This window comes from Rheinheimera gaetbuli, from assembly GCF_054781935.1.
The window spans coordinates 248,025-266,902 of record NZ_BAAGTL010000025.1 but is presented as its reverse complement, the minus strand read 5'-3'; the positions used below and the strand labels follow the sequence as shown (position 1 = coordinate 266,902).

General features: G+C 45.8%; 21 protein-coding genes. 15 read left to right on the top strand and 6 right to left on the bottom strand.

Annotation, left to right across the window (positions count from 1 at the left end; genetic code table 11):
- The first annotated feature begins 414 nt into the window (after window positions 1–414).
- From ACYVIC_RS16355 to ACYVIC_RS16340, 4 genes are all read left to right on the top strand, one after another.
- A complete protein-coding gene (locus ACYVIC_RS16355) occupies window positions 415–1,686 on the top strand; it encodes an efflux RND transporter periplasmic adaptor subunit (RefSeq protein ID WP_460861676.1) in 1,272 nt (423 codons plus the stop codon).
- 13 nt (window positions 1,687–1,699) lie between these two features.
- Window positions 1,700–2,416, top strand: a complete 717-nt coding sequence (locus ACYVIC_RS16350) for an ABC transporter ATP-binding protein (protein WP_460861674.1) — start codon at window positions 1,700–1,702, stop codon at window positions 2,414–2,416.
- A complete protein-coding gene (locus ACYVIC_RS16345) occupies window positions 2,409–4,847 on the top strand; it encodes an ABC transporter permease (protein WP_460861673.1) in 2,439 nt (812 codons plus the stop codon). Before ACYVIC_RS16350 ends, ACYVIC_RS16345 begins: the two co-directional genes overlap by 8 nt.
- A gap of 385 nt (window positions 4,848–5,232) precedes the next feature.
- Entirely contained in the window at window positions 5,233–5,649 is a 417-nt protein-coding gene (locus ACYVIC_RS16340) for a hypothetical protein (protein WP_460861672.1), read from the top strand.
- A gap of 695 nt (window positions 5,650–6,344) precedes the next feature.
- Here the strand turns inward: ACYVIC_RS16340 and ACYVIC_RS16335 are convergent.
- From ACYVIC_RS16335 to ACYVIC_RS16325, 3 genes are all read right to left on the bottom strand, one after another.
- Window positions 6,345–6,437, bottom strand: a complete 93-nt coding sequence (locus ACYVIC_RS16335) for a DUF4113 domain-containing protein (protein ID WP_460861683.1) — start codon at window positions 6,435–6,437, stop codon at window positions 6,345–6,347.
- A 13-nt stretch (window positions 6,438–6,450) separates the two neighbouring features.
- On the bottom strand, window positions 6,451–6,729 hold the full coding sequence (locus ACYVIC_RS16330; RefSeq protein WP_460861671.1) for a hypothetical protein: 279 nt from the start codon (window positions 6,727–6,729) through the stop codon (window positions 6,451–6,453).
- Between the two features lie 110 nt (window positions 6,730–6,839).
- Window positions 6,840–7,709, bottom strand: a complete 870-nt coding sequence (locus ACYVIC_RS16325) for a WYL domain-containing protein (RefSeq protein WP_460861669.1) — start codon at window positions 7,707–7,709, stop codon at window positions 6,840–6,842.
- Between the two features lie 305 nt (window positions 7,710–8,014).
- Here ACYVIC_RS16325 and ACYVIC_RS16320 point away from each other — a divergent pair, with 305 nt between their 5' ends.
- The 6 genes from ACYVIC_RS16320 to ACYVIC_RS16295 all read left to right on the top strand — a co-directional run bounded on the left by ACYVIC_RS16320 (window position 8,015) and on the right by ACYVIC_RS16295 (window position 15,404).
- Complete coding sequence (locus ACYVIC_RS16320; RefSeq protein WP_460861666.1) at window positions 8,015–8,326, top strand: hypothetical protein; 312 nt, start codon at window positions 8,015–8,017, stop codon at window positions 8,324–8,326.
- A gap of 87 nt (window positions 8,327–8,413) precedes the next feature.
- The gene (gene hsdR, locus ACYVIC_RS16315; RefSeq protein ID WP_460861665.1) at window positions 8,414–10,819 is read left to right on the top strand and encodes an EcoAI/FtnUII family type I restriction enzme subunit R; all 2,406 of its coding nucleotides are present in this window, start codon (window positions 8,414–8,416) and stop codon (window positions 10,817–10,819) included.
- Between the two features lie 155 nt (window positions 10,820–10,974).
- Window positions 10,975–12,456, top strand: a complete 1,482-nt coding sequence (locus tag ACYVIC_RS16310) for a type I restriction-modification system subunit M (RefSeq protein WP_460861663.1) — start codon at window positions 10,975–10,977, stop codon at window positions 12,454–12,456.
- A gap of 1 nt (window position 12,457) precedes the next feature.
- On the top strand, window positions 12,458–14,209 hold the full coding sequence (locus ACYVIC_RS16305; RefSeq protein ID WP_460861662.1) for a restriction endonuclease subunit S: 1,752 nt from the start codon (window positions 12,458–12,460) through the stop codon (window positions 14,207–14,209).
- Window positions 14,206–14,922: a DUF3800 domain-containing protein gene (locus tag ACYVIC_RS16300; protein WP_460861660.1), complete on the top strand. Its 717-nt coding sequence runs from the start codon at window positions 14,206–14,208 to the stop codon at window positions 14,920–14,922. The genes ACYVIC_RS16305 and ACYVIC_RS16300 overlap by 4 nt, the downstream gene beginning before the upstream one ends.
- Window positions 14,913–15,404: a hypothetical protein gene (locus tag ACYVIC_RS16295; protein WP_460861659.1), complete on the top strand. Its 492-nt coding sequence runs from the start codon at window positions 14,913–14,915 to the stop codon at window positions 15,402–15,404. The genes ACYVIC_RS16300 and ACYVIC_RS16295 overlap by 10 nt, the downstream gene beginning before the upstream one ends.
- A 150-nt stretch (window positions 15,405–15,554) precedes the next feature.
- Here the strand turns inward: ACYVIC_RS16295 and ACYVIC_RS16290 are convergent, their stop codons facing one another.
- Window positions 15,555–15,713 carry a hypothetical protein gene (locus ACYVIC_RS16290; protein WP_460861657.1) on the bottom strand — a complete coding sequence of 53 codons (159 nt, stop codon included), beginning with the start codon at window positions 15,711–15,713 and terminating at the stop codon, window positions 15,555–15,557.
- Between the two features lie 139 nt (window positions 15,714–15,852).
- Between ACYVIC_RS16290 and ACYVIC_RS16285 the strand changes: the two genes are divergently transcribed.
- Window positions 15,853–16,260 (top strand): hypothetical protein, encoded by a 408-nt coding sequence (locus tag ACYVIC_RS16285; protein WP_460861655.1) that lies wholly within the window; start codon window positions 15,853–15,855, stop codon window positions 16,258–16,260.
- Window positions 16,261–16,291: 31 nt separating this feature from the next.
- Here ACYVIC_RS16285 and ACYVIC_RS16280 read toward each other — a convergent pair whose 3' ends face one another.
- Window positions 16,292–16,522 carry a hypothetical protein gene (locus ACYVIC_RS16280; protein ID WP_460861653.1) on the bottom strand — a complete coding sequence of 77 codons (231 nt, stop codon included), beginning with the start codon at window positions 16,520–16,522 and terminating at the stop codon, window positions 16,292–16,294.
- Between the two features lie 147 nt (window positions 16,523–16,669).
- On the opposite strand from ACYVIC_RS16280, the gene ACYVIC_RS16275 reads away from it, so the two are divergent.
- A complete protein-coding gene (locus ACYVIC_RS16275) occupies window positions 16,670–16,996 on the top strand; it encodes a hypothetical protein (RefSeq protein WP_460861652.1) in 327 nt (108 codons plus the stop codon).
- Window positions 16,997–17,346: 350 nt separating this feature from the next.
- Here ACYVIC_RS16275 and ACYVIC_RS16270 read toward each other — a convergent pair whose 3' ends face one another.
- Complete coding sequence (locus ACYVIC_RS16270; RefSeq protein WP_460861651.1) at window positions 17,347–17,562, bottom strand: helix-turn-helix domain-containing protein; 216 nt, start codon at window positions 17,560–17,562, stop codon at window positions 17,347–17,349.
- Between the two features lie 114 nt (window positions 17,563–17,676).
- On the opposite strand from ACYVIC_RS16270, the gene ACYVIC_RS16265 reads away from it, so the two are divergent.
- From ACYVIC_RS16265 to ACYVIC_RS16255, 3 genes are read left to right on the top strand one after another with little or no spacing between them, the layout of a single operon-like run.
- Window positions 17,677–18,060 carry a hypothetical protein gene (locus ACYVIC_RS16265; RefSeq protein ID WP_460861649.1) on the top strand — a complete coding sequence of 128 codons (384 nt, stop codon included), beginning with the start codon at window positions 17,677–17,679 and terminating at the stop codon, window positions 18,058–18,060.
- Complete coding sequence (locus tag ACYVIC_RS16260) at window positions 18,057–18,359, top strand: hypothetical protein (protein WP_460861647.1); 303 nt, start codon at window positions 18,057–18,059, stop codon at window positions 18,357–18,359. Before ACYVIC_RS16265 ends, ACYVIC_RS16260 begins: the two co-directional genes overlap by 4 nt.
- Window positions 18,356–18,877 carry a hypothetical protein gene (locus ACYVIC_RS16255; protein ID WP_460861645.1) on the top strand — a complete coding sequence of 174 codons (522 nt, stop codon included), beginning with the start codon at window positions 18,356–18,358 and terminating at the stop codon, window positions 18,875–18,877. Before ACYVIC_RS16260 ends, ACYVIC_RS16255 begins: the two co-directional genes overlap by 4 nt.
- Window position 18,878: the final 1 nt, after the last annotated feature.

The window sequence follows — 18,878 nt, the reverse complement described above, 5'->3', positions numbered from 1 at the left end:
AACGCAGCTCCGTTTCCAGGAGGTGGTCATGGTTTACAGCGGGTGTATCAGAGTTAGGATCAGTTATTTAGTCTTTTTACGGTTCTTTTATTTGGGAGGGCTTATCTAAGCCAAAACTGATCAATTGTCCTGCTTGCAATGACTGATAATCGAAATTCGGTTAATAGTTTTTGTCATTAGTTCCAAGCAGAACTTATTTTTGTTGCATGAATAAGCTTTCTGAAACCCATCCTTAAGCTACCATTACTTAAATGGTGATGTCCATAAATGGACACTCGCTGCGTCCATAAATGGACATTTCTGAAGGTGTGCTTTATTAAATTTAATATATATGTTTGATATTAATCATATTTATTTTGGCACTTATATTGCTAAGGTAGAATGTGGGTTGTTGAAAAAACTGGGAAGATAAATATGGATAGACGAATAAAAACTCCTTTTCATCGAAACAAGCGAAGACTCGCGTACATTGCTATGGGGGTGGTTTTAGCCACTGGGGTAGCCTTCAAACTTTTCTCGTCGCCCGGTCATGTCGGTACACAGCAGCGTGTTGAAGCAAAAGGATTGCAGTTTAAAAAAACCAGACTGGACAAGTTCTCCGACACCGTAAACGTATTAGGCAATGTTATTCCCAAAACTACGATATACCTTGATGTCGTTTCCGGTGGTCGCGTAGAAGAGCGCTTTGCTGAGCAGGGGGATTATGTTGAGAAGGGCCAGCCACTTGTAAGGCTTTCCAATACTTCACTGCAACTCAGTGTGTTCAGTCTGGAAGCGCAGGTAACAGAACAGCTTGACCGGTTCAGAAACACGCAGATATCCATGGACACTAACACCTTAAGCCTTGAGCAAGATATATTGAACAGCGATAGGATGATCATACAGCTACAGCGTAAAATTAAGCAAATTGAACCTCTGGTACAAAAGGGAATAATTGCCAAGGACCAGTTGACTGAATATCTGGAAGATCTGGAGTACTACCAAAAACGAAAAGATCTGTTAGGAGAGCGCAAGCAGAAAGAAGAGTCCGTCATTAAAGTACAAATTACTCAGCTTGAGAAACAGGTTGAAGCACAAAAGGAAAATTTACAATTTGCTCGTAAGGAGTTAGAAAACCTTTTAGTTAGAGCGCCTGTGACCGGGCGGCTGAGTGAGTTCAATATCGAACTTGGGCAAAGTAAACGGGAAGGCGAAAGACTAGGTAAGGTTGATATTACTGATAAATACAAGGTGGTATCGAGAGTGGATGAGTACTACTTGAACCAGATTTCTCTTGATATGCCGGTCGTACTGAAAATCAACGGTGAAAAGGTCGAAAGCACTATTTCCAAAATAGAAAGTCGTGTCATTGAGTCGAAGTTTATTGTAGAAGCTGAAATTCCAAAAAATTTTAGCAAAGGGGAATTGACTGTGAAAAATGGTCAGACCATAGATATGGAAATAGTACTGAGTGACTCAGATGAAGAAGTATTAATGATTGAGCGTGGCCCTTTCTATAGAAACACTGGCGGTCATTGGGTTTTCGTTTTAAATGGAGACGGTACCAGTGCATCCAAGCGTTCCATCGTACTGGGTAAGATAAACCAAAACTACTTTGAAGTATTGGAGGGGCTTGAGGTGGGTGAAATGGTCATCACCTCTAGTTACAACGGCTTCGATAAATCAGAAATATTACATCTTAAATAGCAGGAGCGGACTCATGATAAAACTAAAAAATCTGTCACGTGTATTTCGAACGGCTGACATAGAAACGGCAGCACTGAATTCAATAAATCTTACTGTAAAAGAAGGGGAATTTATAGCGATTATGGGCCCCTCCGGATGCGGCAAGTCGACCCTACTGTCAATACTTGGCATGCTTGAACATCCTACTTCCGGTGAGTATTTTTTCGAAGGAAAAAATATCGCTGGGAACAGTGAGAAACAATTGGCTAATTTACGTAAGGAATCAATTGGATTTGTATTTCAAAGTTTTAACCTGATAGATGATCTGACTGTCTATGAAAATATTGAGCTTCCCCTCAGGTATCTGGATATTCCTAAGTCAGAGCGTCAATCCCGCGTACTGGAGATTTTGACAAAATTTGGCATCGAACATCGAGCAGATCACTTACCTCAACAATTATCAGGTGGGCAACAACAGCGTGTAGCTGTGGCCAGAGCGTTGGTGATTAAGCCAAGACTGATCTTGGCGGATGAGCCAACCGGTAACCTAGACTCGAAAAACAGTACCGAAGTCATGGAAATGCTGCAACAACTGAATAAAGAAGGAACTACCATAATCATGGTGAGTCACTCTGAAATAGATGTGCAATACAGCAGTCGAATAGTACGTTTGTTTGATGGCAAATTGTCTTCAGACGTCGCTTCGTCTCAGGTGCAGGAAGTTCAGTTGGAAGGGATTGTAAATGCTTAGTATAAATCTTATCGGAAACTACCTTACAACAGGTGCTCGGTCTCTGGCCCGACATAAAATGCATCTTGCCCTGAATATATTTGGATTGTCTATCGGACTCGCTGCCGCCTTGATGGTGTCTCTCTTTACATTGCATGAATTGTCCTACGACAAAAGTCATCCTAATTCTGACCGGACATATCGCATTCTCGAAGAGCATAGGGATTCGGGGGGAGTTTATTCCCTTAATAGCCCCCATGCTTTTGAATACTATAAAAAGATACCTGGTGTGGAAGATTACCTGGGTTTACTTGTGGGGAACTGGCTAATCAATACAAAAGTAATTGTTAATAATACAGATTTAGAGATCCAAAAGATCTATGCATCAACTAATAGTCTGATGGATTTTTTCGATATCAACGTCATTGAAGGGGATATTAACAGAGCCCTTACCGAACCATCGAATATCGCACTTTCTGAATCTCAGGCTATCCGGTTTTTCGGCCATACAAAAGTACTTGGGGAAAAACTTGTATCTGCTCGAAGCGTTTGGACAGTCGTCGCTGTTTTTGAAGATTTACCTGCAAATACTCACTTGGATATGGAGGCGATTGTCTCCGCCGATTTCGCTCTGGAAGTGAAAGGTAAAGCTTCCTATACCTATCTTCGTCTGACTGAAGATGCTGAAGTAGAGCAGATTGAAAAGGATATTGGCAACATCATGGCCAAGATCTGGCCAGATGATCAGGGCTTGACACAAAAGCTTCAGCCTATCCATGATATCCATTTATCCCCCAATCTCAGGGAAGAAATGAAAGTGGGAGGTTCTCAGTTGGCGGTGAATATCAGTATTGCCCTGAGTGTTTTGTTAGTGGTTATTGCTAGCTTTAACTCTATCAATATGAATGTTGCTCGGGCAGGGCAGAGAGCGAAAGAAGTCGGGATAAGAAAAACTCTGGGGGCGGTCAGAGGTCAACTGGTCAGTCAGTTCCTGATTGAATCTGTGTTGGTAAGTATGCTTTCTGGCCTGATTGCTTGCGGTCTGGCGGAACTGTCACTTAGTGAATTTAATTTGTTAGTTGGTAGAGACCTTACCATAAATTATTGGGGACTTTCCGGAGCACTTTTGTTATTTTTTGTTGGCGTCGTTGGTTTGGTTTCTGGCTTGTATCCTGCATTCTATATTTCTTCATTTAATGCAAAGCGGGTATTGAGCGGAGACTTAGAGAGAGGCCAAACCGCAATTTTTGTGCGTAAAATACTGTTGGTAATTCAGTCGGCTTTGTCTGTTGGATTTATTATTGTGTCCTTTAGTATCTATTCTCAGCTTAGTTATTTGTACAACTTCCCAGTTAACTATGAAAAGACCAACAGGTTAAGAGTGGATGACATCATTGAAGGTAAAATATTCTATCATCAGGATTTAAATGATGAAGCACTTGAAGCCAGACTCAGAAGCGACACCAAGACCCTGTTTGAGGACCTAGAAAGGATTGAAGGGGTTGTTTCAGCTACCCCGACTGACTATGACTTTACTCGTGGTGCCAATACAGGTGTCCGTGACTTCGTGATCCAGGGAGTGCCGGATTTCTCTCATAGCTTAGCTTACGGAAGCACAGGCTATAACGCGGTTCGAGCACTGGGCTTGGAACTCATTGCTGGCAGGGACTTTAACCGACTGTCTGATTGGTATGACAGCACTGACAAGTCAGTTGCAATCATGATCCCTGCTTCAACATTGGCTTTAGCAGGATTTAGCAATGCGGAGGAAGCAATAGGTAAAGTGGCATACTTTTCGGCTGGTCAATTACCAAACGTAAAAGGCAGAATTGTCGGAGTGTTTAAAGATATCAAGATTGGCTCAGTGAAGGACGCTTCTTTTCCAATGATGCTGGCTTGTGGTCTTTCCTGGTCACACACCAGCTCCATGATTATTGAGGTGGAGGAAGATTCGCCTCAAATCCGCAGCGACATCAGAGCCATGTTGAAAGAGCGACTGAATCTGAATCCGATTGAAATCGAATCGATGGAAGACAAGTACAAGTTACTTTATGCAGAAGACAGTCGATTGGCTCTATTGGTATTAATATTCTCTACACTGGTGGTTTGTCTTACTTGTGTTGGTATGTTTGGACTTGCTGCTTTTACTGCTAACCGTAGAGCGAAAGAAATCGCGATACGCAAAGTCTTGGGGGCATCACGCAATCGTCTGATTTTCTTGCTGGCTAAAGATTACATAATACTGAACGGGATAAGCTTGTTCATTGCTTTTCCTATCGCATATTATCTGGTTACTGATTGGCTTCAAAACTTTAATGAGAGAATTGAACAATCAGTGTTTATATATCTTTTATCCGGTGTTATGGTGACCTTGCTGACTGCACTTACTATTTCCACCATTACGCTTATAGCCGCCAATACAAGACCTAACGTCACACTGCGGCAGAATTAAAAAAACTAATTAATAAAAGCCGAATTGACTGAAAAGCCTGTAATGAAAATCGCAGGCTTTTTTTGTTGTGCGCCGAGCATGGTACGTAGCGCTGTGAGGGTAATCATTCCTCAAATTAACAGACGTCAAAAAGAGAATCTCTCTTTGGACCGGATTAGACCCATTTAGCTGACGAATCCCCACGAATGGCGTAGATAAAACAAATAGTTAAGGGCGAAGGGAACATTCATGGCCGTTCCCGATCTGATCGTTCGCCAAAACTAAACCATGCCACTAACAGCCATGAATGTAAAAACAATGCTCGCCGATTTCCTCTCATTTGTCACCCCCCAAAAGTATGCATAAAGCCAGACTTTCTGCGCTAAGTGCCGCCGCACAAAGCCTGATGAAAAGAGGCTGCTGCACGGTTACCGCTATTAGCCGTGAATATGAGAACCAAAATAATGAGAAGCACGGCATTAAACGTGCTGACCGCTTGCTCAGTAATGCGGCACTCCAGGCTGAAACCCCGTTAATCTGCGGCGCAATGACCCGTTTGCTGTGCCAGGGCAAACACCCCCTCATCCTCGTGGATTGGAGCGATGCTGATAAAGCCAAGCGTCATCATATCTTGCGCGCCAGTCTGGCATTAGAAGGCCGTCCACTGACGCTGCACCAAATGGTGGTACCGATGGACGAATATACCCCGGCTCACCATTGCTGCCACTTTTGCTGCTGGCTAACAGCAGATAGGTTGACGTGTCATCCCATGGCGATTTACTTGCCCTCTGGTATACCCGTATTGCCGACTGAATTGAAGTAGTCATAGAAGTGTCCTTTTTTGATTGACCATGATGTTTCGTCAAATCTAAATAAGGAGCCAATAGGAGAATTTTGCCTGGTAAGCATGCGTCCAGGTAACTGCAATAATTTAACAATTAGAGCAGGTGTGTTTAGAGCACTTTTAGCGTGGATTTTAGGTAAATCGTATAGGGGAGTTTTGTTTGAATTCGAGCTTTGTTTCTCCAAAGCTTTTCCAATCATTTCCAAACCGAAATTAGAAACAAAAACAGCACCGTTAAGGTGCTGTTTTTGTTGGAATTTTTGGTGCGTCCTAGTGGACTCGAACCACCGACCCCCACCATGTCAAGGGGGTGACTAAGTGCATGTCAAAGCATATTGAATATTACTATGGCATTATAAATAACTGTATCAATTGATATTTTTCGTAAGAAAAATTTAAGACTTAATGCTGTAGAACGCACTCAAAGGCATTACGTTTAACTTGTGGCCACTAAATGGCCACAAGTTAAACGTTTCCATTTTGACCATCATCCACCCCTTAGGACCATGTTATGGTCTGTCAAAAATAGCCTGATGAGCGCTGATGTAGGCATGATGTGCGTGAACGGCTTATATTCGCCCTTTAGGTCGGTATCAAATAGGCGCCAAGGGATAAATCGTTAAGCCGTCTATATGTGAAGTGGTTTGCCAATCATTGTGTTTGTATACTCTTGGTTATCTGGCTCTGGGTAGCTGTAGCCAATTTGTCGTGTAAGCAGGAAATAGTAATTCCCGCTTCATACTCCATTCCTGATTAATGCCCTGGATGGCAAACTAAGCGTCAGCTAACTCGCATCACCACGCCATATTTTTCAAACACCGCCATGTCTTTTTCAAACCAATGCTTAAACGCGCTGGTGTCGTAGCCATGCAGTTCGGCCAGTGCGGCGTAACGTACGGCCGTTTTAAGTAAGTCGCCGTAGCGCCATATTTTGCCGTAGGCCACCACGTTCAGGCTTGGCTGCTCGCCTAAAATCTGAATTGCTTGCATGACCTTGTGCAGGTAACGCAGTTCATTGGTTTGCTGTTCAGTCACGTTAAGGGTTATGTATTGGCTCATGGCGATGGCTCCTCTTTGCATTGCCTGAGCTTAGGTTGTCGGCTAATTTTTGAAAAGCATTAAATGCTTAGCTAAAATTTAACCTGTATCCTTTGGTTACACATTTATCGTTAGAATGCATGTGCTCTTACTTCATCTAAATTGGCCACCATAATTTGCTGCGCCTCGGGGCGGGCTTCTATTTTAGCTAAATCCAGGTTCAGTGCCTGCACGGCATAGGGTACTAAAGCCGAGCGCACCGGTATTACCCGTTTGCCCTCGATCATGTTGTAGTCTTCGGCGATGATGGCTTTTTGGTAATCGCTTAAGCGAGAGTCTGGCACCAGGATAATGTTCACTATTGTGTTCCAGCGCTCATCATCCTCGCGTTTTTTATCCGCATCGCCTTCAATGTCATTAATACTGCGAAATCGGCTCAGTACAAAATCGCGAAAGTCTCGGTTCTTCTCGCAATAGGCCCGCACATGCCAGCGCAGGTGAGTGCACACTAAAGTATGCGGCGCAATGATGCGGCTTTCTTCATCCGGGCTGGTTAGCGACACATAGCCCATATCAATCTTTTTACCGTCACGGGCCGCCTGTACCAGGGCGCGTAAAATATCCGGGTTTACCTGCCGAATAGGTGGGCTTAGCATTTCGGTATGGGCAAAACCTAAATCGAGTTGGCTAAAGGTATGGGCAAAATCTTTAGTGCTGGCAAGGGCATGCAAGTACTCATCCGCCAGGCCGCTGGTGACTTTTGGTGCAAAAGTGTCACTAGGCTTATAACCCTTAAGCTTGCTGTCATACACCAGGTTGCCAGGCGCAACATCTCGCAAATAGGCATTAATATCCTTGGACGCCTGCTGGCGGGCGATACCAAAGCTATTGCATAAATGGTTGGTGGTTAAGCGGCCTTCCCATAGCGCCACTATCTCAATCAGCCGGTAGCGCATTAACAGCTCCCAGCGTATCGGCCAGCCGGTATTGGTTACTTCCATAGTGTTATTGCCCGTTATTTATCTGTGTAACAGTACATACAGTCCTGGTTGGCAATTTATGCCATTTTGCTTGCTATAAAAATGCCAAAACGAATAAAAACCAAACGATCTGCCTGAAAACCATACACTGAATACCTGCACAGTATGGCGTCAATTTAGAAACGCCTTACTATGACAGCACACGGATGACATGTCACTGTTGATGACAGTTACAGTAGACCAGGAGAAGATGCAGGATGCATTGACAGGATGTAACAGGGATTAACCGGGCAGGGACGCCACCTCAAGCAAAATAAGGAGAGCAAATGAACTACGCCCAGCGCGAGCTGTTTTTTATCAACCTGAAGCAGCAATTTAGCGATATCTTCCAGGCCAGCAAGGCGGATAAAGACAATACAGCGCTGCGCCTGCGCACTCAGGGTTTTATCCATGCTGGTGAGTTATTAGAGCTTTGCAGCCGTGCGGAAGTACAGCAACTGATGGAGCTGGTACACCAAGACGTATTCGGTGTCAGCATTGCTGAGCGTAAACCCAAAGAGCACACCCGCCGCCAGCAGGCGTTGAAGTTGGGTGATTATGATTATTTTGATGAACCGGCATTTAACCGGCTGCGGTAACCCTGGGTCACAGTCGCGTATGTTGTTTGTTGACCCTGTATCTGTTTGCTATACAATCGATTCACCATCATACGGATATGTAAGTGCATGAATAAAAAGTCCTTAAGTGAGCGTGATATCTGCTCCAAGTTTATTACCCCTGCTATTCAGCAAGCGGGCTGGGATCTGCAAAGCCAAATTCGTGAAGAGCTTACCTTTACGGCCGGGCGCATTATCGTGCGGGGCCGCATGCATAGCCGTGGTGAAAAACGCCGTGCTGACTATGTGCTGTATCACAAAAAGAACCTGCCGCTGGCAGTGCTGGAAGCCAAAGACAATAAACACAGCGTTGGTGCTGGTATGCAGCAGGCACTGGCTTACAGCGAAGCGCTGGATGTGCTGTTTGTGTTTTCCAGCAATGGCGATGGCTTTTTATTTCATGACAAAACCGGCTTAAGCGGCAAAACCGAGCAAGAGCTTGCCCTTAACGAATTTCCTTCTCCGGCGCAGCTATGGCAGTGGTATTGCCTGCACCATGGCTTTAAAGACAGCGCGGTGCAGTTGGTAGACACGCCATACTACGATGACGGCAGTGGCCGCAGCCCGCGTTATTATCAGATGACCGCTATTAACCGCACCGTGGAAGCGGTTGCGCGTGGGCAAGACAGAATATTGCTGGTGATGGCAACAGGCACCGGTAAAACCTACACCGCGTTTCAAATAATCTGGCGGCTTTGGAAATCGCGGCAGAAAAAGCGCATTTTGTTTTTAGCCGACCGCAATATTCTGGTCGACCAAACCAAAAACAACGACTTTAAACCCTTTGGTCAGGCGATGACCAAAATCACCAACCGCACGATTAATAAATCGTATGAGATTTACTTATCCCTATATCAGGCGGTAACCGGCACCGATGAAGAGAAAAACATTTACCGCGAGTTCTCACCCGACTTTTTCGATTTAATCGTTATAGACGAATGCCACCGTGGTAGCGCACGGGAAGACTCGGCCTGGCGCGATATTCTCGATTACTTTAAAACGGCTACCCATATTGGCCTTACCGCCACACCGAAAGAAACCAAGGAAGTGAGCAACATTCACTATTTTGGCGAGCCCATTTTTACTTACTCGCTAAAGCAGGGCATTGATGATGGCTTTTTAGCACCCTACAAGGTGGTGCGCATCGACTTTGATATCGACCTGTTAGGCTGGCGGCCGAAAAAGGGCCAAAAAGATAAGTACGGCCTGGAGATAGAAGACAGGATCTATAACCAGAAGGACATGGACAGGAATATCGTGTTTGACGAGCGTACTCAGCTGGTGGCGCAAAAAGTAACTGAGTACCTGCAAAAAACCGGCGAGTTTCAAAAAACCATAATCTTTTGTGATGATATCGACCATGCCGAGCGCATGCGCCAGGCCCTGGTAAACCTTAATCCGGTGCGGGTGCGGGAAAACAGTAAGTACATAATGCGCATTACCGGTGACGATAACGAAGGTAAGGCCGAACTGGATAACTTTATTAACCCTGAAAGCCGCTACCCGGTTATTGCCACCACCAGCAAACTGATGACCACCGGCGTGGATGCGCAAACCTGTAAGTTAGTGGTGCTCGATCAGCGCATTCAGTCAATGACCGAGTTTAAGCAAATTATTGGCCGTGGCACGCGCATTAATGAAGACTACGACAAGCTGTGGTTTACCATCATGGATTTTAAAAAGGCCACCGAGCTGTTTGCCGATCCAAATTTTGATGGCGATCCGGTTGTGGTGTACAGCCCTAAACCGGGTGATGAACCGGTTCCACCTGAAGGCGAGCCCGGAGGCATAGGCGAAGAAATTCCTGGCTATGGTGCTACGTCTGAAGGCGAAGAAGCTGGCGATGCAGGCTTTGGCCAAGGCGCAGAGGGCGGTGAAGACGGCGAAAAGAAGAAAAAGTTCTTCGTTAACGGCCAGCCGGTAAACATGATAGGCCAGCGGGTGCAGTTTTTAGGCCCTGACGGTAAGCTTATCACCGAATCGCTAACCGATTACACCAAGCAGTGCGTACAAAAGCAGTTTGCCACCTTAAAAGACTTCTTCCGCCACTGGAGCAGCGCCGAGCGTAAGCAGGAGATTATTCAGCAACTGGCCGAGCAGGGTGTGTTTTGGGACGAACTTCGTGCAGAAGTTAAGCAAAAGCGCGGCAACGAGCTGGATGCCTTCGATTTAATTGCCCATATCGTTTACGATGCACCGCCACTTACCCGGCGCGAGCGCGCCAATAACGTGAAAAAGCGCAATTACTTTACCAAGTACCAGGGCGCAGCCTTGCAGGTGCTGGAAAACCTGCTGGAAAAATATGCCGACACCGGTATAGAGCACATTGAAGATATTAAAATATTGCAGCTGCCGCCGTTTGACCAAATTGGCACCGGTATCGAGCTGGTGCGCGCCTTTGGCGGCAAAGCCGGTTACGAGCAGGCGGTGCAGGAATTAGAACAGGCGTTATACGATGATAAAAGTATCGCTTAAGTGATACTAAATCGTAATGCGAGAACCGGCTTACACACGCCAACACGCCGTAAATACGTCCATGTAGGCTCGATTCGGCCATCCTGGCCTGCAACGGTTAGCTTAGTGTAAGCCGGTTCTAGTCAACAAAACGAATTTGTAAGAAAAGGAACACCATGTCAATCAGCAGTACCATTAAATCCATCCAAGATATTATGCGCAAAGACGTCGGCGTCGACGGCGACGCTCAGCGTATCGGCCAGTTAGTCTGGATGCTGTTCTTAAAAATCTATGACGATAAAGAGCAGGAATGGGAAATGTTTGGCGATTACAGCTCACCCATACCCGAGCCCCTGCGCTGGCGTAACTGGGCCGCTGATGCCGAAGGCATTACCGGTGATGAGTTAAAGCAGTTTATTGATAACGAGCTATTCCCCACACTGCAAAACCTGGAGCCAAAAGGCGACGACCAGCGCGCTTTTGTCATTAAAAGCGTATTTGAAGATGCCTACAACTACATGAAATCGGGTCAGCTGCTGCGGCAGATGATCAACAAAATTCAGGACGGCATCGACTTTAACAAAGCGCAAGAGCGCCACCTGTTCGGCGACATGTACGAGCAAATACTGCGCGACTTGCAAAACGCCGGTAACGCCGGTGAGTTTTATACCCCGCGCCCGGTTACCGAGTTTATGGTGCGCATGGTAAACCCCAGGTTGGATGAAAAAGTGCTCGACCCGGCCTGTGGCACCGGCGGCTTTTTAACCTGCAGCATTGAGCATAAGCGCAAGCATTACGTTAAAACGCCAAGCGACGAGCAAGTGCTGCAAAACAGCATCTTTGGCGTAGAGAAAAAGCCACTGCCGCATTTGCTGGCCACCACCAATATGATTTTGCACGGCATTGAAGTGCCGTTTAATATCCGCCACGACAACACCTTAGCCCGGCCGCTGATCGGCTGGGGGCCAAAAGAGCGGGTCGACTGCATTATTACCAACCCGCCCTTTGGTGGCATGGAAGAAGACGGCATCGAAACCAACTTCCCGCAGGCGCTACGCACCCGTGAAACCGCCGACCTGTTTATGACGCTGATCATCCACCTGCTAAAAGACGGTGGCCGCGCCGCAGTGGTATTGCCCGACGGCTTCTTATTTGGCGAGGGCATGAAATCGCGCTTAAAAGAGAAGCTGCTGGAAGAATGCAACCTGCACACCATAGTTCGCCTGCCTAATGGCGTGTTTAACCCTTACACCGGCATTAAAACCAACCTGCTGTTTTTTACCAAAGGCACACCCACCAAAGACATTTGGTTTTATGAGCACCAATACCCAGAAGGTGTAAAAAACTACAGCAAAACCCGGCCGATGCGCCTTGAAGAATTCGCGGTTGAAGAAGCCTGGTGGGGCAGCGAAGCCGATGGCTTTGCCACGCGTGAAGAAAACGAGTTTGCCTGGAAGGTATCTGCAGATGAGATTAAAGCACGTAACTACAACCTGGATTGTAAAAACCCGCATATCGGCGAGCAAATAAGCCACGACCCGGAAGAGCTGTTAGCCAGCTACGCCAAACAGCAGCAAGAAATACAGCAGCTGCGCGATCAGCTAAAAAGCATACTAGCCGAAGCCCTAACGCCAACAAGCAGCAAGGCAGGTATGTAATATGGCGGTGCAAGTAGAACAGCTAATCACTGAGCATTTAGACCTTTGGACACAAGCGCAAACCGCTAAAAGCAGCAGCGGGCGGGGGAGCAATAACAAGATTGAGCTAACCGGTATTAAAAAGCTGCGCGAGCTGATTTTAGAACTCGCCGTGCGCGGCAAGTTAGTGCCGCAAGACCCCAATGATGAACCGGCTAGCGAGCTGTTAAAGTGCATTGCTGCTGAAAAAGAGGCACTGATAAAAGCAAAAGTAATCCGTAAGTCAAAAGAGTTAGCGCCTGTTGGTATAAACGAAATCCCTTATGACATCCCAAACGGCTGGGTCTTGACGAGACTTGGTTCAATAGGTGATTGGGGAGCTGGAGCCACACCTAGTCGTGCGCGCTCAGAGTATTACGGCGGGGATATTCCTTGGTTCAAATCAGGTGAACTAACTGCTGATTTTATTGATTTTTCTGAAGAGAAGATTACTTCAATAGCTTTACAGGATTGTTCATTACGTTTAAACAAGATCGGCGATGTATTGATTGCAATGTACGGTGCTACTATCGGTAAAGCATCAATTCTTAGTGTTGAGGGCACAACCAATCAAGCGGTATGTGCGTGCACTCCTTTTTGCGGTATTACCAACGTCTATTTGCTTACATTATTGAAAGCTTACAAACATCGCTTCGTTAGTATGGGAGCAGGCGGTGCTCAGCCAAATATCTCCAGAGAGAAAATTATAGCTACTCCTATTTTGCTTCCGCCTTTAGCTGAGCAAAGTAAAATCGTTGAAAAAGTCGACGAGCTAATGGCCCTTTGCGATCAACTGGAACAGCAAAGCTACCAGCAGCTCGACGCCCATAACCAACTGGTGGATGCCTTACTGGCCACCTTAACCCAAAGCCAAAACGCCGATGAACTGGCCACCAACTGGCAGCGCCTGGCGGCACACTTTGACATGCTGTTTACCACCGAATACAGCATCGACGCGCTAAAGCAAACCATCCTGCAACTAGCAGTAATGGGCAAGCTGGTTAAACAAGACCCCAACGAAGAACCCGCCAGCGAACTGCTAAAACGCATCGCCGCTGAAAAAGACGCCCTGGTAAAAGCCGGTAAAATTAAAAAACAAAAACCACTACCGCCTATAAGTGATGAGGACAAACCGTTTGAACTGCCGGAGGGGTGGGAGTGGTGTAGGCTTCAGGAGGTCATAGATGTTCGTGATGGTACACATGATTCGCCAAAAGATGCTTTTGGCGAAAATGTCTATCCTTTAGTAACAAGTAAAGATTTCAATGACGGAAAGATAAATTTTGATACTGCTCGAACAATATCTGAAGAAGATCACATTGAAATATCAAAAAGGTCTCTAGTCGAAGTTGAGGATATTTTGTTTTCTATGATAGGTGGCAATATTGGCAATCAGGTAATGGTGAGTGATCCTCGGCCTTTTAGCATAAAAAATGTTGCTCTTTTCAAATATTTTGACAAAAAAAGTACCTTACCAGAGTTTGTATTTTTATTTACTAAGCATCTAGCTAAAACTCTTCAAAGCGAAGCGTCTGGAGGAGCTCAACCTTTTGTATCATTGGGGAAACTGAGGGGGTTGGTCTTTGCATTGCCTCCTATAGCAGAGCAATCTCTAATTGTTCAGAAGTTTAATGAACTTGAAAATATTTGCAGTTTTTTATCTCACCGCATTAATTTAGCTAGACAAACGCAAGCTACTCTAGCGGAAGCTTTGGTTGAACAGGTGTTGGCATGAGCACGGTGTATAACCTCTACTGCGATGAATCTTGCCATTTAGAGAACGATGGCCAAAAAGCTATGGTACTGGGGGCGGTGTGGTGCCCGGCTGACAAGCGTGCTGAAATTGCCAAGCGGTTGCGGGAAATAAAGCAGCGCCATGGTTTAGCGGCCGACTTTGAAGTGAAATGGACAAAAGTCAGTAGCGGCCAACAGGCGTTTTATATGGATCTGGTCGATTACTTTTTTGACGATGACGATCTGCATTTTCGTGCCGTAGTGGTGCCAGACAAAACCTTGCTAAACCATGGCGATTTTGGTCAGAGCCATGATGACTGGTACTACAAAATGTACTTTACCCTGCTAAAAGTAGTGTTTGAGCCATCCAGCCAGTATCGGGTTTACATTGATATCAAAGACACACTAGGCCATGAAAAAGTTAGCAAATTGCATGATGTGCTGTGCAAAAACGCGTACGATTTTTCCCGTAAGATGATCCAGCGTGTACAGCGGGTACATTCGCACGAAGTTGAACAGCTGCAACTGGCCGATTTATTGATTGGCGCTCTGTCATACCTGCACCGAGACCTTACTGGCAATCCCGCCAAACTTGCGTTGATTGAGCGGATTAGATACCGCAGTGGCTATAAACTGACGCTTAGTACCATGCTGCGCGAAAATAAATTCAACCTGATGATCTGGCAAAGTAACGGAGCTAGCCGATGGCAGTAAGCTGGCTACCGCCGTTGTTGTTACTCGAAGATTATCGAGGTAATTGGGACAGCTTCTTTACCGCTGTGTATTCGGCTTTTGAAGCAGACTTTGTTGATAGCAAGCCAGTGTTTAGAGGTCGTCGCTTGGGGCTTAAACGCCACCCGGAATATGATGGCAAGTCAGCCACCTTCTGGCACATGATATCTGAGGGTGAAGTAGAGTCTGAGCGCACGCCAGATATTCGCCGCTGTGAGCGCATAAAGTGGCCAAAGCCCATTATTGAAAACGATACCGCCGCCGAGCTGAAAGTATGGGCAGAGCCGAGTAAAAAAGGTAGCGGCAACAGGATCCATATTTGGTGCGAAGCCGAGGGCTATTTAGTGGTGCTTGAGCAGCGTGAAACGTACATACTACCGTGGACGGCATTCTTGGTTGAGAGAGAGCATCAAAGGAAGAAATACACGAATCGTTGGGAAAGGTATAAGGATATTGAGTTTTAAGGCTGGCCGCGCCCCCCGAAAGGGACGGGGCCGTAACTCCTTCTACGCATGGTAGATGAGATGCGCGTAGTGTAGTTAACTACAGGTTACGCATCAAGACAGCTTTGATATAACTAATGCTGTTTTTACAGGGTTGTTGTTATATCTGGTTTAGTAAATTTTAGAAAAACAGTACATCAAGCCAATATCGCAAGCTGTTGTTAAATCTCTGGTAAAAATGGCTATGGCACAGCAAATAACAACGAGTGCAATATCATCGGCATGATATTGGCCTGAGTAACTGGTCAGTAGGTTATAGATTGTTTTCATATATGCTCCGTTTAGTCAAAAGTGACGTTTAGAGCTTATCCCAAGTACCAATAGCTCTGTCGGATTAGACATGCCTTTATGAGGCGGTCTGAGAAAATACTTTCAATTTGGATTAAAGTAGTAGGGACACTAAGCAGTAATGAATATCGAATGCCCTCATTGCGACACTGGCAACACCATCGAATTTGCCGAAAATATCAGCTGCCACAAATGCCAAAAGAGCTTTGCTGGTTTTTCGTTTAGAAAGATCACGGGCTCTATCTTTTCTACCGGTTTAGTTTTGGTGGGTACGGCCATTATTGGCCAAAAAATTGACCGCGAATTTTTTGAAGCCGACCGCTATCCATCGGCAGCAATTTACGAAATTATTAGTTACTGCTCTAACCCACCTGGTGTGAATTTGACGAAGAATATGCAGCAGAGTTTAACCCGGTCTTGTGCTTGCGCACTGGATAAGACCATGCCTGATGTTAGCGGTAAGGATTTAAAGCGCAAGACACCTGAGTTTGTTGAGCTGTTTAGCAAACACTTAAAAAGCTGCCGCTAAAAGGCCGGGTTGCCCCGGCCTAAGCTAAACCTTATTTGCCTTTTACAGGAGCAGGTGCTGGAGGGTTATTTCCACGGCCTTTACCTGATGGGTTACCTGTTTTACTTGGGCCATTTGGTGGTGCAGGGCGTGAAGCGGCATTTTTGGCGGCCGCACTGGTCGCCTTGGCAGCAAATGAGCCTTTGGGCACCACACCGCCGTTTGCTTTAGCGGTGGCTGATTGAATGCGAGCTGCGGCTGCTTTTGTCATAGGTGTAGACATTTGAATCTCCTTTGCGTATCAACGCATTGATAACGTTTTTGATTAGCCCGCAGCATCATTGCTGCGAACAGGAGTGATACTAAATTGCCGACAGGGACAATTCGGGACAATGAGCAGGTAAAACACCTGCAAGACGAAATAATTGCTATGCAAAAGCAGCTGGGCTGGACTAAAGCCCGCTTGGCCGAAGTGATTTATTGCGAATTGAACGAAGAAGATGAAGATGATGAAGATGCCAGCATCCAGAGATTTACGGAAAGCCTTAAAAAGCAGCTAAAGCGCGATAGCACGCCTGTGGAGCTGTTGAAGCGATATATTCGCATTATTTGTAATCATGATGACTACCTTAAAGCTGGAAGGGTTGTAGCAAACCCAACTCGTTTAGGTGTTGTTGATATAAGCATTCTGCGTAGTGTTGCTGAAGCCTCCAAGCAACTTTTGCATGATATGGAATATGGCGCTGAAGACGCTTAAAGTAATCCTGTCTTGGTAAGACAAAGGCACAATTACATTTTTAAAAATACTAAATTTATGATCCTAAAAGACAAAACTCAAACCAGCTCTGCATCTATCAAACTCGATGCAGGCATTAAGCAAGAGCACGACGTGGCTTTTTACCTGCGCCGGGCCAGCAGGTTGGGGTGAATACCGTTACCAGCACCGACAATCTAAAGCCATTTTGGGACTTGCTCAGATTGCTGTAATGGACAAAGTTAGGATCCAACTTATTAATGCCCTGTAAGCCAAAGCAAAAACGTTGGGTTCCCCCACCGGCAGGGTAATGCTTCGTTATAGTGTTAACTAACCATGCTCTCTATTACTGCTTAATTTTCACTATCGTTGTCCACAATCTGAAGAAAATCCGCTATATCACACTCCAGGTATTTGCAGAGCGTTTCTAACGTCTCAAAGTCGATACGTGTCGTTGTTTCATGATACAACCGGGTTAACGTACTGCGGTTGATCCCGGTATCTCTCATCACATCTGTTACTTTTAATTTTTTTGCGCCTAGTAGCGCGGAAAAGTTGCATTTTATCACTCTAAAGCACCTAAATGATTCTCAAAAGATACAAAATGAGCTTGACAAGTATCTATTGGGTGTAATATTGTTTCTCTAGAGAAGCAAAATGCTTCCTAAAGAGGAGTTGCAAGTATGGCACAAACTTACCTGATTACGGAAGAGTTAGCACAACTCATTCAAGGGCAAGAGGAGGTATCGCTCATGGGCAGAATTAAGCTTGGGAAAGCGGGATCTATGCAAACCGATTTTCAATGCAATATTACCCGGCAAGTTGGGTACCCCACTTTAAAGGCTTGTGGCCTGCGTGAACGGGTGCTTTATCAAACCCGTCATACCGCTGCCATGCTTTGGCTGGCGGCGGGTGAGAACCTTGAATGGATTTCCAGCCAGATGGATCATACTACGACCGAAATGTTGGTTCGTGTTTCCAGCCGCTTTGTTGCCAATGTGATACGTCAGGATAACTCAGCCTTTGACTCGTCATTAAAAGCTCACCGCACGGGAGGTGCCAAATGATACAGATCGAACTTTCACCGATGTATCGACAGCAAGTTCTTGATAGCACTTTCAGGAAAAAGGTGCGGCAGTTAACGCTGCATCTCATCACCGTGCTGCATATCGACGCGCACGGGCGACAACTGGCAGCATTCATTTGCCCTGGCGAGCCGCTTGACAATACAGAGCTGGTGTATGACTGGGTAAAGCAGGAATGTTGTTGTATCAGCTGTGTGCGCGAAATTGAGTTTAAAACGCTGCAGCGCAATTTTGTGCGCTGGCTGCTGGACCATGATATGCCGATGGGAGAGGTGCAATGAGCGATTTAACCCTGTTATACACGCCAGTCCATGTGTGGCTTGGCAATTTTATCACCGCTGAACAGGTAGCTGAGTCTAACCACGTTAAGCAGATTAAAGGCGTACACCAGCGCTTTTTATACCCATACACACGACAGGGCCGCTATGGTTTTCAACAACTGTACAGCGTTGAGCAACAGGCGTTTTGTCAAATGCTGGCACATCAGGGGTGTATCGCCTCGGCGTTACTGTTTGGGTTTAGCTTATCTACAGATTATCGGGTTAGCCGCCGTATTATTTGCCCGCAAAATGCTTACGAATATATGTTTTTGGGGATTGAGGGCTTGCTGGAATGCTCTGCAGAAAACAGCTTTGTTGAAGAGATAGAGCACTTTTTGGTCAGCCCGGTGTTAATGCAAATATGCACTTTTTTAGCTGAAAAGTCGCAGCAGTTAGGCCCGGTTGAACATCAGTGTCATCCGGTTATTCAGTTTAGTCGCGCGATGCAAACAGCAGACGCCACCGGTCAATATCATTAAT